Consider the following 15,391-nt stretch of genomic DNA (forward strand, 5'->3'; position numbering starts at 1 on the left):
CGACAATGACCAATCTGGAGAGTTAAGTATGTCCGCTGAACACGTTTTGACGATGCTGAACGAACATGAAGTGAAGTTTGTTGATCTGCGCTTCACCGATACCAAAGGTAAAGAACAGCACGTCACGATCCCTGCTCATCAGGTGAACGCCGAATTCTTTGAAGAAGGCAAAATGTTTGACGGCTCCTCCATTGGCGGCTGGAAAGGCATTAACGAATCCGACATGGTTCTGATGCCAGATGCAACCACTGCGCTCATTGACCCGTTCTACGAAGAACCTACGCTGATCATCCGCTGCGATATCCTGGAACCTGGCACGCTGCAAGGCTATGACCGTGACCCACGCTCCATCGCAAAACGCGCTGAAGAGTACCTGCGTTCTACCGGTATTGCAGACACCGTTCTGTTCGGGCCAGAGCCAGAGTTCTTCCTGTTCGACGACATCCGTTTTGGTGCTTCCATTTCTGGCTCCCACGTCGCTATCGATGACATCGAAGGCGCATGGAACTCTTCCACCAAGTACGAAGGTGGTAACAAAGGTCACCGTCCGGGCGTGAAAGGCGGTTACTTCCCGGTTCCTCCGGTCGATTCTTCTCAGGACATCCGTTCTACCATGTGTCTGATCATGGAAGAGATGGGCCTGGTTGTTGAAGCGCACCACCACGAAGTGGCAACGGCTGGCCAGAACGAGATCGCTACCCGCTTCAACACCATGACCAAAAAAGCGGACGAGATTCAGATCTACAAATACGTTGTGCACAACGTTGCGCACCGTTTCGGTAAAACCGCGACCTTCATGCCAAAACCCATGTTCGGCGACAACGGTTCCGGTATGCACTGCCACATGTCCCTGTCCAGGAACGGCACTAACCTGTTCTCTGGCGACAAGTACGCGGGTCTGTCCGAGCAGGCGCTGCACTACATCGGTGGTGTTATCAAACACGCTAAAGCGATCAACGCCCTGGCGAACCCAACCACTAACTCCTACAAGCGTCTGGTCCCTGGCTACGAAGCACCAGTAATGCTGGCGTACTCTGCCCGTAACCGTTCTGCTTCTATCCGTATCCCGGTGGTTGCGTCTCCGAAAGCGCGTCGTATCGAAGTGCGCTTCCCGGACCCGGCGGCTAACCCATACCTGTGCTTCGCAGCACTGCTGATGGCCGGTCTGGACGGTATCAAGAACAAGATCCACCCGGGCGAAGCCATGGACAAAAACCTGTACGACCTGCCGCCAGAAGAAGCGAAAGAGATCCCACAGGTTGCCGGCTCTCTGGAAGAAGCCCTCCAGGCGCTGGACGCAGACCGCGAGTTCCTGACCGCTGGCGGCGTGTTCACCGATGAAGCTATCGACGCTTACATCGCGCTGCGTACCGAAGAAAACGACCGCGTTCGCATGACGCCGCACCCGGTTGAGTTCGAACTGTACTACAGCGTTTAATTGATTTGTTTTACCCGGCGCATACGCGTCGGGAGTCGTTGCCGTGGAAACTTTAGCCCATCTTCGGATGGGCTTTTTTCTCCACCAACAACCTGATCTCACGCGCTTTTTACCTCTAAAACGCTATACTGCACTAAAATAGTGCAACGACTCCAGGAGACTGCTGAATGGCAACTGGCACGCTGCCCGATGCTGGGCAGATCCTCAATTCTTTAATTAACAGTATTTTGCTGGTCGACGACGAGCTGGCGGTGCATTACGCCAACCCGGCGGCGCAGCAGCTGCTCGCCCAAAGCGCCCGTAAACTATTTGGCACGCCGCTGCCAGAACTGCTGAGCTATTTCTCGCTGAATATTGGCCTGATGCAGGAGAGTTTGCAGGCGGGTCAGGGCTTCACCGATAACGAAGTGACGCTGGTGATTGACGGACGCTCGCATATTTTGTCCCTCACCGCACAGCGTCTGCCAGATGGCATGATTCTGCTGGAAATGGCGCCGATGGATAACCAGCGTCGTCTCAGCCAGGAGCAGCTTCAGCATGCGCAGCAGATTGCGGCGCGCGACCTGGTGCGCGGGCTGGCCCATGAGATCAAAAACCCGCTGGGCGGCTTACGCGGCGCGGCACAGCTTCTGACCAAAGCGCTGCCTGACCCTGCCCTGGCGGAGTATACCAACGTCATTATTGAGCAGGCGGACCGTCTGCGTAATCTGGTCGATCGCCTGCTCGGGCCGCAGCAGCCAGGGATGCACGTTTCAGAAAGCATTCACAAGGTCGCGGAGCGGGTGGTGAAACTCGTCTCGATGGAGCTGCCGGATAACGTCACGCTGGTGCGTGACTATGACCCAAGCCTGCCGGAGCTGGCGCACGATCCGGACCAGATTGAACAGGTGCTGTTGAACATTGTGCGTAACGCGTTGCAGGCGCTGGGCCCGGAGGGTGGCGAAATTATTCTGCGTACCCGCACCGCGTTCCAGCTGACGCTGCACGGCGTACGTTATCGTCTGGCAGCACGTATTGATGTGGAAGATAACGGACCGGGGATCCCGCCGCATCTCCAGGACACCCTGTTCTACCCGATGGTCAGCGGTCGCGAAGGCGGCACCGGGCTGGGGTTATCCATAGCCCGAAATTTGATTGACCAACACTCCGGCAAAATTGAATTTACCAGTTGGCCGGGACATACCGAGTTTTCGGTTTTCCTGCCGATTAAAAAATAAAGGTGACGTTTATGCAACGAGGGATAGTCTGGGTAGTCGATGACGATAGCTCCATCCGTTGGGTGCTTGAACGCGCGCTCACAGGAGCGGGATTAAGCTGCACGACGTTTGAGAGTGGCAGCGAGGTGCTCGACGCACTCACCACCAAAACGCCGGACGTTCTGCTCTCGGATATTCGCATGCCGGGTATGGACGGACTGGCGCTCTTAAAGCAGATCAAACAGCGCCACCCTATGCTTCCGGTCATCATAATGACCGCCCACTCCGACCTGGATGCTGCCGTCAGCGCGTACCAGCAGGGCGCGTTTGATTACCTGCCAAAACCGTTTGATATCGACGAAGCCGTTGCGCTGGTTGAGCGCGCTATCAGCCACTATCAGGAGCAACAGCAGCCCCGCAATGCCCCCGACTTTGGACCAACGACGGACATCATCGGTGAAGCGCCAGCCATGCAGGACGTGTTTCGCATCATCGGGCGTCTGTCGCGTTCGTCTATCAGCGTCTTGATTAACGGTGAATCAGGGACCGGTAAAGAGTTGGTCGCACACGCCCTGCATCGCCACAGCCCGCGGGCGAAAGCCCCCTTTATCGCCCTGAACATGGCAGCGATCCCTAAGGATTTAATTGAATCTGAGCTGTTCGGCCACGAAAAAGGGGCGTTTACCGGAGCCAATACCATTCGTCAGGGACGCTTTGAACAGGCTGACGGCGGCACGCTTTTCCTGGATGAAATCGGCGATATGCCGCTGGATGTACAGACCCGACTGTTGCGCGTGCTGGCAGATGGACAGTTTTACCGCGTGGGCGGGTATGCGCCGGTGAAGGTGGACGTACGCATTATCGCCGCGACGCACCAGAACCTGGAGCTGCGCGTACAAGAGGGGAAATTCCGTGAGGATTTATTCCATCGTCTGAACGTGATCCGCGTCCACCTGCCGCCGCTGCGCGAGCGTCGGGAAGATATCCCGCGTCTGGCGCGCCATTTCCTGCAGGTGGCGGCCCGCGAGCTGGGCGTGGAAGCCAAGCAGCTTCATCCGGAAACGGATGCCGCCCTCACCCGTCTGGCGTGGCCGGGCAACGTGCGTCAACTGGAAAACACCTGTCGCTGGCTGACGGTGATGGCCGCCGGCCAGGAAGTGCTGATTCAGGATTTACCGGCAGAACTGTTTGAAGCCACCGTGCCCGAGAGCACCGCAGGACATACGTTGCCGGACAGCTGGGCGACGCTGCTGGCGCAGTGGGCAGATCGCGCGCTGCGTTCCGGTCATCAAAACTTGCTTTCTGAAGCACAGCCTGAAATGGAGCGCACGCTGTTGACCACCGCGCTTCGTCATACCCAGGGCCACAAACAGGAAGCGGCTCGCCTGTTGGGATGGGGTCGAAACACCCTCACGCGCAAGCTGAAAGAGCTGGGAATGGAGTGATCTTACTCCGCTGTGTAAAGGTTACTAATTGAGCGCAAAGTGCCGTTATTTTGCGCTTTACTGTTCCGATGAGTTTTGTATGATCGTGCCCGGAAACTGGGGGGAGCATCATGCTGGAATCATTAGTGACCTTACTTTCGAGCGGTGCAGCAGAAAGCCACACGCCACAAACTGCCGTTGCGGCGGTATTGTGTGCGGCACTGGTTGGGCTGTTTAGCTAACGAGCTGTCAATGAAAAGCCGGGTGGCGGCTTCGCCTTACCCGGCCTACATAAATGCGAGTTGTAGGCCGGGTAAGCGAAGCGCCTCCCGGCATTGCAACTTAAATCACGCGCGAGAACTGCTGTAAACGTGCTTTCTGGCGCAGATAGGCATCGAAGCACATGCAGATATTACGAATCAACAGACGCCCCTTCGGCGTGACGACCACCGCGCTCTCCGACACATCCACCAGCCCGTCTTTCGCCAGCGGCGCCAGAAGCTTCAGGTCTTCGGCAAAGTAATCGCTGAATTGCAGATCCCATTGCGACTCCACCTCGCGGAATTCGAGACGGAAGTTGCAGATAAGCGCCTTAATCACATCACGACGGATGCAGTCGTCGCGCGTTAACGCAATGCCGCGCCACAGCGCGTTGCCCGTTTCATCAACTTGCTGGTAATACAGCTTCAGCTCTTTTTGGTTCTGGGCGTAGCAGTCGCCAATCATGCTGATAGCGGAGACACCCATTCCGAGCAGATCGGTATCTCCCTGGGTGGTGTATCCCTGGAAGTTACGGTGGAGAACACCTTCACGCTGAGCAATCGCCAGTTCGTCGTCAGGGCGGGCAAAGTGATCCATCCCGATAAACTGATAGCCGGTTTCGGTCAGCGAGGCGATGGTCTCCTGCAAAATGTCCAGCTTCTGCTGGGCGGAAGGCAGATCCGCATCTTTGATTTTGCGCTGCGCGGCGAACAGCGTCGGCAGGTGCGCATAGTTAAAGACGCTCAGACGGTCCGGGTTGAGCTCAGCCACGCGTTTAAGCGTGTAGGCGAAGCTCTCCGGCGTCTGCTTCGGCAGGCCGTAAATCAGGTCTATATTCGTTGAGGTAAAGCCGATTTCACGCGCATGGTTGAGTAAGGCAAAGATAAACGCTTCATCCTGCTCGCGGTTGACCAGGCGCTGTACTTCTTTGTTGAAGTCTTGTACACCCATACTCAGGCGGTTGAAGCCTTCGGCGCGTAAATGATCCAGCACATCCAGCTCGATTTCACGCGGATCGACCTCGATCGAAATTTCAGCGTCGTGGTTAAAACTGAAATTGCCGCGCAGTAGCGCCATCAGGCGGCTGATCTGCGCTTTATTCAGATAGGTTGGCGTACCGCCGCCCCAGTGAAGCTGGCTGACGTGACGGCCTTTAAACAGCGGTGCGCGGTGCAGAATTTCCTGTTCAAGCGCATCGAGGTATTGATCGGCTTTGTGCTGCTGGCGGGTAACGATCTTATTGCAGCCGCAGAAGTAGCAGAGCTTGTGGCAGAACGGAATATGGACGTAGAGCGACAGCGGGCGCTCGGGATAGCGCGCCACAGCTTGCTGAAAATCCGCCTCGCCGAAAGCGTCAGAAAACTCCAGCGCGGTGGGGTATGAGGTATAACGCGGCCCGGAATAGTTATATTTCTGGATCAGGGCCAAATCCCAGTCGATAGATGGTACAGACATGCTCACTCCTTCCGTTGGTGTCGCGTTCGTATACGGCGGCCCGTTCTGGTCCCGTTGCGGGCCATCATTCGGGTGCGCAGCCACTTCTGTCGCCGCGACAACCGCCGTAGTTTAACGAATAACCACACCAGATAACATATAACCGGAAGGGTTATAAGCAGGACGAGTGTACCTGCCGGGTGCAAATGTTAGTTTCCACCTTTCAGCAGACGCATCATATCTTCCTGCTTTTCGTCTTCCTCTTCGTCTTCTTCATCATCGTAGGACAGACCCAGCTTCTGCATCAGTTCATCAATGCGATCCAGTTTGGCATCTACCCAGGACTGCTCTTCAGCGGTCAGGGTTTCACCCTCTTCAAGACGTTCCAGCAGCGCATCCAGGCGCTCATCGTTCTCCAGCATATCCAGCTCAGCCTGCGGTGAAAGCATAGGTTTCTCGCTCTTTGGTTTGTGCTGCTTAGTGACCGGCGTGTCTGTCACGCCCAGTGGAATGGGAGTTTTACTGCCGATACGAGGATCTTTCTGCTGTTTGCCTTTTGCAGAAGCGCCTGCGGCACCGCCACCGTTAGCACGGCTACCCGCAGTATGGCCACGATGCTTTTTATCGCGTTTGCGATCGCGCGCTTCCTGATTCAGTTCTTCGCGCGTTTTGCGGCGTGCTTTTGCAGGGCGTTTCGCGCCCGCAGCGGAGGTCGGTTTTTTCATGATGTTTTATCTTTAAGTCGTTTTCTTCAGTATAGAATTGCGGCGAAATCTAGCAGAAAGCAAGCAAAGAAAAAAGGCGACAGAGCAATCTGTCGCCTTTTTTCCTGACTCACAACCCTTAACGGGTCAGACATTCCCTGTTTGCCTTCAACAAACCCTGTTTATCCCTTGGCTACTACCGTCCGTGATACGGTTCCGTTTCCTGTTAAAAACGCCTCCAGGCGCCGGTCGTCCTGACAATCCTGAGTCTTCGCCTCCTGGCGCTCCTGACCCTTATCCTTAAGTCGTTTTCCTGCTGGCATCCTCGCCTTGACGCACACTTTACCTTGTTCTCTTAAACTAACAAGCAACGAAAAGGTACTAAACCGGATTTTCAGATAATTACTCATTAATAACTCTTTGAATTTTAATATTTTGAGTTTTTTAGCGCCTGCGATTTCTCTTAAATTTCTCATACGCTTAAGGGCAGATCTCTTACATTCCGTAGGGCTTTCACTTACACGTCAATGACGAAGGGAAAAGCCTTTTGCCCGCATTCAGGTATAATCCCCCGCAGATTACGATTTTTGGAGACGACCACGTGACTACCTGGAACTACCAACAGACGCATTTTGTCACCAGTGCGCCCGATATTCGCCACCTGCCCTCAGACACAGGGATTGAAGTGGCATTTGCTGGCCGCTCCAATGCGGGAAAATCCAGCGCCCTGAATACGCTGACCAATCAGAAAAACCTGGCGCGTACCTCAAAAACACCTGGCCGTACTCAGCTGATTAACCTGTTTGAAGTGGCTGAAGGCAAACGCCTGGTCGATTTACCGGGCTACGGTTACGCGCAGGTACCGGAAGAGATGAAGATCAAATGGCAGCGTGCGCTGGGTGAATACCTGGAAAAACGCATGTGTCTGAAAGGTCTGGTGGTGCTGATGGATATTCGACACCCGCTAAAAGATCTCGACCAGCAGATGATTGACTGGGCGGTGGCAAGCGATATTGCGGTGCTGGTGCTGCTGACAAAAGCGGATAAGCTGGCGAGCGGCGCGCGCAAGGCGCAGGTGAACAAGGTGCGTGAAGCGGTGCTGGCATTCAACGGTGATGTACAGGTTGAACCGTTCTCCTCGCTGAAAAAGCAGGGTGTGGACAAACTGCGACAGAAGCTAGACAGCTGGTTTAACGATCTGGAACCGGCGACAGAAGCGGAAGCAGAGTAACAACAGGCGCGGCGATGACCGCGTTTTTTTCGCCCGAAACTTTCCTTTCCGCAATAAAAAACGCCCCAGTCATTACTGACTGGGGCGGCTAAAATATTCAGCCAAATCCGATTACGTGAAGTAAAAGGTCTGAAAGATAGAACATCTTACCTCTGTACCCTACGTCGTTAACTCTACTCTTTTTTTGTCTCTTGAAAAAGCACTTTTTGTAGTTTTTTTTCATTCTTTACATAGGGAATTCTAATGATCGTCACAAAACGCGCGTACTTATGTTGCTTACTTACATAAAACGCGCGTTATTACGATAACGCTTAGTGAGCCTGATCCCAGTTTTCGCCGCTACCCACTTCCACCAGCAACGGAACGTCCAGCTTCATGCTGTTTTCCATCAGTTCATGGATCTTCTGAGAGACCTTTTCCAGGTCGTCTTTATGGACTTCAAATACCAGTTCATCGTGTACCTGCATGATCATTTTCACGCGCGGTTTCTCTTTTTCCAGCCAGGCATCAACGGCGATCATCGCGCGTTTGATGATGTCTGCCGCAGTGCCCTGCATCGGGGCATTGATAGCAGCACGTTCAGCGCCAGCACGGCGCGCGGCGTTGCTGGATTTGATGTCCGGAAGGTAAAGACGACGGCCATCCAGCGTTTCAACGTAGCCTTTCTCTTTCGCCTGCGCGCGGGTACGCTCCATATATTCCAGCACGCCCGGATAGCGCTCAAAGTAGAGATCCATATACTTCTGCGACTCTTTACGCGGAATGTTGAGCTGGCGTGATAGGCCAAATGCGCTCATGCCGTAAATAAGGCCAAAGTTAATCGCTTTTGCGCTACGACGCTGTTCGTTTGTCACGCTGTCCAGCGGCAGGCCAAACACTTCGGCAGCTGTCGCCCGGTGGATATCCTTCCCTTCGGCAAATGCCGTCAGCAGGCCTTTGTCACGCGACAGGTGCGCCATAATACGCAGTTCGATTTGCGAGTAGTCTGCTGAGACAATCAGATAATCCTCTGGGGCAATGAAAGCCTGGCGTATACGGCGGCCCTCTTCATTACGCACCGGAATGTTCTGAAGGTTAGGATCGGTTGACGAAAGTCGCCCGGTCGCCGCTACAGCCTGGTGATAGGAAGTGTGTACGCGGCCCGTTTTCGGGTTAATCATCAACGGCAGTTTGTCGGTATAGGTCGATTTCAGCTTCGCCAGACCACGGTACTGCAGGATAACTTTTGGCAGCGGATAGTCCAGCGCCAGCTCTTCCAGCACCTCTTCAGAGGTTGAAGGCGCGCCGCCCGGCGTTTTCTTCAGCGGTTTGATACCCTGCTTTTCAAACAGGATGGTTTGCAGCTGTTTCGGTGACGACAGGTTAAATGCCTCTCCAGCAAGTTCATGCGCTTTCTGTTCAAGCTCGGTCAGGCGCTGCGCCAGCTCGCCAGAGTGATTATGCAGCACCGTTGGGTCGATTTTGACGCCGTTACGCTCAATGCGGGACAGCACAGGCACCAGCGGCATCTCAATGTTCTGGAAAACATTCAGCGGCCCTTCGTGCTTCTGCAATTTCGGCCACATTTTGAGATGCAGCTGTAGCGTGACGTCAGCGTCTTCCGCGGCGTAGCGGCCTGCTTCTTCCAGCGCGATCTGGTTAAAGGTCAGCTGATTTTTGCCCTTACCGGCAATTTCTTCAAAGGTGATGGTTTTGTGTTTCAGCCAACGATCGGATAAGGAATCCATATCATGGCGGCCCGCCACGCTGTCCAGAATGTAAGATTCCAGCATGGTGTCAAAAGCGATACCACGTAGCTCAATGCCGTAGTTTTGCAGAATACCGCGGTCGTACTTCAGGTTTTGCCCGACCTTCAGCGCTTTCTCGTCTTCCAGAATCGGCTTCAGCAGTTCTAAGGCGCGCTCGCGCGAGATCTGCTCCGGCGCATCCAGATAGTCATGCGCTACCGGAACATAGGCTGCCATACCCGGCTCCGTCGCGAATGACAGACCTACCATATTGGCAGATATGTTATCGAGACTGTCCGTTTCGGTATCGAACGCAAATACCGGTGCTTTTTTCAGCTTTTCAATCCAGGCGACGAGCTGCGACTCTTCAAGGATGGTTTCATAGTTATCGAATGAGAGCGCTGCCGCTTCTTCTTCTGCCTGCTCTTCGGCATCGACAACGATAGTTTCTTTCGGCTTCGCCGCAGATTTTGCCCCTTTCGCCTGAAGCCATTTCCCGGCTTCGACATCCGTGGTCCAGCGTTTAAATTCGTATTTTCTGAACAGGCCAAGCAGTTCTTCTGCGGCGGGTTCCTGCACTTCAAGCTGGTCGCAGGTAAGCTCCAGCTCGACGTCGGTTTTGATGGTGGCTAACTGATAAGAGAGGTAAGCCACCTCTTTGTTATCGGCGAGCTTTCCGGCCATGGTTTTTGCACCACGGAAGGTAAGTCCGGCAATTTTGTCGGACTCTGCGTACAGCGTATCCAACCCACCTAACCCTTGCAGCAGCGCCTGAGCTGTTTTTTCGCCCACACCCGGCACGCCAGGGATGTTATCCGAGGAATCCCCCATCAGGGCGAGGAAATCAATAATGAGTTCTGGCGGCACGCCATATTTGGCAACCACTTCTTCCGGGCCAAGAATGGTGTTGGTCATGGTATTAATCAGCGTGATCCCAGGTGTTACCAGCTGCGCCATGTCTTTATCACCGGTACTGATCAGCACCGGACGGCCAGCCTTTTCAGCTTCGCGCGCCAGGGTGCCAATAACGTCGTCAGCCTCAACGCCCGAGACAGCCAGCAAAGGCAGCCCCATCGCTTTGACCATAGCGTGCAGCGGTTCAATCTGCGCACGCAGATCGTCAGGCATGGGAGGACGGTGAGATTTGTAATGCTCAAATAATTCATCGCGGAAGGTTTTCCCCTTCGCATCAAACACCACGGCCGCATGGGTTGGGTGGTATTGCAGAATCAGGCTGCGCAGCATATTCAGCACGCCGTACATTGCGCCGGTAGGTTCCCCTGCGCTGTTGGTCAGAGGAGGAAACGCATGATACGCCCGATAAAGGTAAGAAGAGCCATCGACGAGTATAAGTGGGTTTTCTGGGATCTGAACCATAATGTCCGTGCCTTTAATTAATTTATGGGTAAAGGATGCCACAGAAGGATGAAAACATCAGGTTTTAGCGCTTTATACAGAAAAAGATTTTGCGATCGTGAAGATCGCTCGCAAAAACAAACTGTGGATAAGTTTGTGCATATTTTTAATACAGGTGAATAACAGTTCTATAAAACTGATACTGAAAACTTATTTATCAAATAAAATCAATTAGTTGAAATTAGATCACTTAAGATCCCACCCCGCTGATGGTTATTTAGTCTATGTGGATATAAGACGTAAGCACCCTGTCTATATAGAAAATTTCGCTGCATGGCAGGAAAAGCCGCAGCCTCTTCGTGCGAAAGCGCCCTGGTCTGGGCCAATATCTGATAAGATCGGCGCCCAGCACCGGATAGCCGGCTGCTTAATTACAGCTAACTATCTGAAAAAATTCATTATGTCGAAAATACTCGCTGCGATAACCTTATTGCTAAGCGTCATTTTAACTATTCTGGTTACCATCGCCTGTTCTGTGCCAATCATCGTTGCCGGAATAATTAAGCTCCTGCTGCCCGTCCCTCCGGTATGGCGTGCAGTGTCTGCTTTTTGTAATTTTATGATGTACTGCTGGTGTGAAGGGCTGGCGATCCTGTTGTATCTGAACCCCTGGTTAAAGTGGGACGTTCAGGGCCTCGAGAAGCTGAATAAAAAGAACTGGTATCTGCTGATCTGCAATCATCACAGCTGGGCCGACATCGTTGTATTGTGCGTGCTGTTTCGCAAACATATTCCGATGAACAAATACTTTCTGAAACAGCAACTGGCATGGGTGCCTTTCATTGGTCTGGCCTGCTGGGCGCTGGATATGCCGTTTATGAAACGCTATTCACGCAGCTATCTGATTCGTCATCCGGAACGCCGCGGTATGGACGTGGAAACTACGCGCCGTTCTTGCGAGAAGTTTCGCGCGCATCCCACCACCATAGTTAATTTCGTCGAAGGTTCGCGCTTTACCGAAGAGAAGCGCCAGCAGACTCGCTCTCCGTATCAGCACCTGTTGCCGCCAAAGGCAGCGGGTATCGCAATGGCCCTCAACGTGCTGGGTGAGCAGTTTGATAAATTGTTGAACGTAACGCTCTGCTATCCGGAAAACGACAGGACGCCGTTCTACGATATGCTCAGCGGCAAGCTGACGCGTATCGTAGTCCGCGTTGATCTGTTGCCCATCGATACGGAACTGCACGGTGATTACGTTAACGATAAAAACTTCAAACGTCGTTTCCAGCTTTGGCTCAATACACTCTGGAAAGAGAAAGACGAACAGATAGCGGAGTTAAAATCTTCATACAAAAACGCCGGTCAATGACCGGCGTTTTCTTTATGTTTGTTACTTCATCTCAACCAGGTGTTTCACGGTATCAGCGTACTGTTGTACGAAGATATCCATACTGGTGGTGTCCATACCACGCATATTTACCTGGTATTTACCGTTAACATACATCGCTGGCACGCCCTGCAACTGGAAGTCAGCGGCAGCTTTTTCCTGCTGTGCCACGAGAGATTTCACCACAAAACTGTTCCAGGCAGCGTCGTAGTCTTCACCTTTCACACCGGCATCAACAAACACTTTACGGATATCTGCCGTAGTTTGTACGGTCTGGGTTTTCTGTACGGCTTCAAACATAGGCGCGGTGATCTTATCTTCCACACCCAGCGCAATCGCAACCGCCCATGCCTGAGTCAGATCTTTACCCAATGGGCCAAGGAACTCAACGTGGTATTTCGTCATTTTGGTGCCTTCCGGCAGCTTTTTCTTCACGTTGTCAGAAACATGAAGTACCTGCTCAAACTCGTAGCAGTGCGGGCAGTAGAAGGAGAAGAACTCCAGCACCTGAGGCTCGCCAGCTACAGGCTTGTCCAGCGTAATGTACTGCTTGCCGTCGGTAAACTGCGCAGCAGTTGCGCTAAATGCCAGAATCATACCAGCCAGCGCCAGCCAAATTTTTTTCATGATTAACTCTCTCCTGGGTGTGTCCAATTAATACATCGGCGTTAATTGCAGAGGGGGTTCCTGTAGAACCTTAACCTGCTCGGTAAATGTGGATATCTGGTTGCGCCAGTAATCCTCCCCGGTAAGCCAGGGGAAATTTCGGGGAAAAGCCGGGTCTTCCCAACGCCTGATTAACCACGCGAGATAATAAACAAATCGCATCGCACGTAAAGGCTCTATCAGGGCAATTTCGTCTGAATTAAAGGGGCTAAATTCTTCATAAGCTTCAATTATGGTCTCAAGCTGCATGCGCTGCTCGGCTTTATCACCGTTAAGGAGCATCCACAGATCCTGCACCGCAGGTCCCATACGAGCGTCATCAAGATCGACAAATAGCGGGCCGTCGCGCCAGAGAATATTCCCGGCGTGGCAGTCACCGTGCAGGCGTAGAGCGGTAATATCATCCCGCCAGCAGGCTTTTACAGCATCAATAAGCTTATCGGTCGCCGTGAGGAAATTATCCTTAAGCGCCTTTGGGATCAGCGCCGATGTTTCGAATACCTCTCGCGGCTCAATAAGATATTCCTGAACACCAATCGTCGGTCGGGCAACAAACGATTTTTTACGTCCCGTCTGATGAATGCGCCCCAGATAACGGGCAACCCATTCCATCTGATCGATATTATCTGCCTCAAACTGTCTTCCGCCCAGGCTCGGAAATACCGCGTAGTAAAAACCCTGATGGGTCAGCAGCGTTTGGTTATTAAATTTGAGCGGTGCCGCAACGGGAACATCGTCATCCAGCAGTTCGTGGGCAAACTGATGCTCTTCCTGAATTTGTTCTGCGGACCAGCGCTGTGGCCGGTAAAACTTTACGACAAAGCGCTGGCGCTCTTCGTCCTGAAATTGGTAGACACGGTTTTCGTAGCTGTTTAAAGGGGTTAACCCGGAATCCACCCGAATACCCTGCTCGAACAGCGCATCCATAATGGTATCCGGGTGTAGTGTCTGGAAAGTAAAAGCCTGGTCGTTCATCCGATCATCCGGAAATTATACGAATGATTCAGGATATCATCTTGTGGCGATTTCGGTGGCTCCGCTTACAAGCTTTTACTCTTTAATTACGCCTCGGGCGCGCAGTAATGCGGTTTTAAAATCCTCTTCATAATCTTTCTGAATACCAGGAATAACAGCATCTTTAGCCGAGTCACGCATTTTGAGGTGGTAGATCAGGATGTCGTCAGAAAGGTCTGCCAGTTCGCCATCAAAACCTGACTCTTTCGCCAGTTTCTGTAAAAATTGCATCAGATTCAGCTCTGGCTCTTTTTGCCAGGCCGGCTGGAGAAGCTCAATGACTTCATTAAGACGTTTACATTTCATGGTAGTGCTCCTTTCATTTAGAGAGACACGTTAGCAGGGTCAATCCCACAATAAAAGAGGCGATATTCGTGAATCAATGCCAGGAAATCATCGGGGTCGTTCTTGCCGGAGGCAGGGCAACGCGAATGGGCGGAAAAGATAAAGGTCTTCAGCTCCTGAACAACACCCCCTTATGGCAGCATGTTGCTGATACCCTGGCAAATCAGGTGTCGTCGATGGCGATCAGCGCTAACCGACATGTTGATATTTATCAGCGCAGTGGGTATCCGGTTTATCAGGATAAGCTTGTGGACTACCCCGGCCCGCTGGCGGGAATGCTTTCCGTTATGCAGCAGTCGCATGGAGAGTGGTTTCTCTTTTGTTCATGTGATACGCCCTTCATCCCGTCCTGTCTGGTTGAACGTCTGGTGCAGCGGTGCGAGGGTGCTCCCGTCGTCTGGGTACACGACGGCGAACGCGACCATCCGACGATCGCATTGATTAATCGCTCGTTAATATCTGCGCTGAAAGATTACCTGGCCGCAGGAGAGCGACGCGTCATGGTATTTATGCGCCAGTCAGGAGGGCATTCCGTTGATTTCAGCGACATGAAATCGGCGTTTGTGAATGTAAACACGACGAAAGATTTGCAGATGATGCAGGAGAAGAAATGATACCCGTATTAGCGATCTCTGCCTGGAGCGGCACCGGGAAGACTACGCTGCTAAAAAAGCTGATACCTGCACTTTGCGCTAAAGGTATTCGTCCCGGATTGATTAAGCACACGCACCATAACATGGATGTCGATAAGCCGGGGAAAGATAGCTATGAGCTGCGTAAGGCTGGCGCTGCACAAACGATGGTGGCGAGTAACCAGCGCTGGGCGTTAATGACAGAAACTCCGGATGAAGCACCGCTGGATCTCGCTTATCTTGTCAGCCGGATGGATCATTCCACGCTGGATCTGGTGCTGGTTGAGGGGTTTAAGCACGAGGCTGTTGCGAAGATCCTGCTGTTCAGAAACGGTGCCGGGCATGATGTAAGTGAGTTAACGCTGGATGAACATGTGATTGCTGTGGCCAGTGACGCTGCGTTGACGCTGGAAGTACCGGTTCTGGATTTGAATAATGTGGAGGGGATTGCAGAGTTTATTTTGGCGTGGTGTGCAGTCTGAAAGCTGCCGGGTGACGGCTTCGCCTTACCCGGCCTATCGTTTTTCGAAGTACAAACGCAAAAAGGCCATCCTTGCGGATGGCCTCTTCACTTGT

The 15,391-nt window shown here is 52.8% G+C and carries 14 protein-coding genes; 8 read left to right on the top strand and 6 right to left on the bottom strand.

Features of this window, described 5'->3' with window-relative positions; genetic code table 11:
* Positions 1-28 precede the first annotated feature (28 nt).
* The 4 genes from glnA (at position 29) to CKK19_RS02370 (ending at position 4,300) form a co-directional block, all read left to right on the top strand.
* On the top strand, positions 29-1,438 hold the full coding sequence (glnA, locus tag CKK19_RS02355) for a glutamate--ammonia ligase (protein WP_023298930.1): 1,410 nt from the start codon (positions 29-31) through the stop codon (positions 1,436-1,438).
* Positions 1,439-1,605: 167 nt separating this feature from the next.
* Entirely contained in the window at positions 1,606-2,655 is a 1,050-nt protein-coding gene (glnL, locus tag CKK19_RS02360) for a nitrogen regulation protein NR(II) (protein WP_003861923.1), read from the top strand.
* 11 nt (positions 2,656-2,666) lie between these two features.
* The gene (gene glnG / locus CKK19_RS02365) at positions 2,667-4,079 is read left to right on the top strand and encodes a nitrogen regulation protein NR(I) (protein WP_022649852.1); all 1,413 of its coding nucleotides are present in this window, start codon (positions 2,667-2,669) and stop codon (positions 4,077-4,079) included.
* Positions 4,080-4,189: 110 nt separating this feature from the next.
* Entirely contained in the window at positions 4,190-4,300 is a 111-nt protein-coding gene (locus CKK19_RS02370) for a YshB family small membrane protein (RefSeq protein ID WP_017382667.1), read from the top strand.
* Positions 4,301-4,400: 100 nt separating this feature from the next.
* On the opposite strand, the gene hemN is transcribed toward CKK19_RS02370, so the two are convergent.
* Positions 4,401-5,774: an oxygen-independent coproporphyrinogen III oxidase gene (gene hemN, locus CKK19_RS02375; protein ID WP_048966006.1), complete on the bottom strand. Its 1,374-nt coding sequence runs from the start codon at positions 5,772-5,774 to the stop codon at positions 4,401-4,403.
* 188 nt (positions 5,775-5,962) lie between these two features.
* On the bottom strand, positions 5,963-6,478 hold the full coding sequence (yihI, locus tag CKK19_RS02380) for a Der GTPase-activating protein YihI (RefSeq protein ID WP_022649854.1): 516 nt from the start codon (positions 6,476-6,478) through the stop codon (positions 5,963-5,965).
* A gap of 580 nt (positions 6,479-7,058) precedes the next feature.
* On the opposite strand from yihI, the gene yihA reads away from it, so the two are divergent.
* Positions 7,059-7,688 carry a ribosome biogenesis GTP-binding protein YihA/YsxC gene (gene yihA / locus CKK19_RS02385; protein ID WP_003861913.1) on the top strand — a complete coding sequence of 210 codons (630 nt, stop codon included), beginning with the start codon at positions 7,059-7,061 and terminating at the stop codon, positions 7,686-7,688.
* A 311-nt stretch (positions 7,689-7,999) separates the two neighbouring features.
* Here yihA and polA read toward each other — a convergent pair whose 3' ends face one another.
* The gene (gene polA, locus CKK19_RS02390; RefSeq protein WP_063853146.1) at positions 8,000-10,792 is read right to left on the bottom strand and encodes a DNA polymerase I; all 2,793 of its coding nucleotides are present in this window, start codon (positions 10,790-10,792) and stop codon (positions 8,000-8,002) included.
* Positions 10,793-11,231: 439 nt separating this feature from the next.
* On the opposite strand from polA, the gene CKK19_RS02395 reads away from it, so the two are divergent.
* On the top strand, positions 11,232-12,140 hold the full coding sequence (locus CKK19_RS02395; RefSeq protein WP_022649857.1) for an acyltransferase: 909 nt from the start codon (positions 11,232-11,234) through the stop codon (positions 12,138-12,140).
* A gap of 21 nt (positions 12,141-12,161) precedes the next feature.
* Here the strand turns inward: CKK19_RS02395 and dsbA are convergent, their stop codons facing one another.
* The 3 genes from dsbA to CKK19_RS02410 all read right to left on the bottom strand — a co-directional run bounded on the left by dsbA (position 12,162) and on the right by CKK19_RS02410 (position 14,144).
* On the bottom strand, positions 12,162-12,785 hold the full coding sequence (gene dsbA / locus CKK19_RS02400) for a thiol:disulfide interchange protein DsbA (protein WP_022649858.1): 624 nt from the start codon (positions 12,783-12,785) through the stop codon (positions 12,162-12,164).
* A gap of 27 nt (positions 12,786-12,812) precedes the next feature.
* Entirely contained in the window at positions 12,813-13,799 is a 987-nt protein-coding gene (locus CKK19_RS02405; protein ID WP_063853147.1) for a serine/threonine protein kinase, read from the bottom strand.
* Positions 13,800-13,874: 75 nt separating this feature from the next.
* Positions 13,875-14,144 (bottom strand): YihD family protein, encoded by a 270-nt coding sequence (locus CKK19_RS02410; RefSeq protein ID WP_003861904.1) that lies wholly within the window; start codon positions 14,142-14,144, stop codon positions 13,875-13,877.
* A 68-nt stretch (positions 14,145-14,212) separates the two neighbouring features.
* On the opposite strand from CKK19_RS02410, the gene mobA reads away from it, so the two are divergent.
* Both mobA and mobB read left to right on the top strand, forming a co-directional pair.
* Positions 14,213-14,797 (top strand): molybdenum cofactor guanylyltransferase MobA, encoded by a 585-nt coding sequence (gene mobA / locus CKK19_RS02415; RefSeq protein WP_063853148.1) that lies wholly within the window; start codon positions 14,213-14,215, stop codon positions 14,795-14,797.
* A complete protein-coding gene (gene mobB, locus CKK19_RS02420; protein ID WP_022649861.1) occupies positions 14,794-15,297 on the top strand; it encodes a molybdopterin-guanine dinucleotide biosynthesis protein MobB in 504 nt (167 codons plus the stop codon). The genes mobA and mobB overlap by 4 nt, the downstream gene beginning before the upstream one ends.
* The last annotated feature ends 94 nt before the right edge of the window (positions 15,298-15,391 follow it).

The organism is Enterobacter sp. CCUG 70166 (genome assembly GCF_020224095.1).
Taxonomy (GTDB): Bacteria; Pseudomonadota; Gammaproteobacteria; order Enterobacterales; family Enterobacteriaceae; genus Enterobacter; species Enterobacter intestinihominis.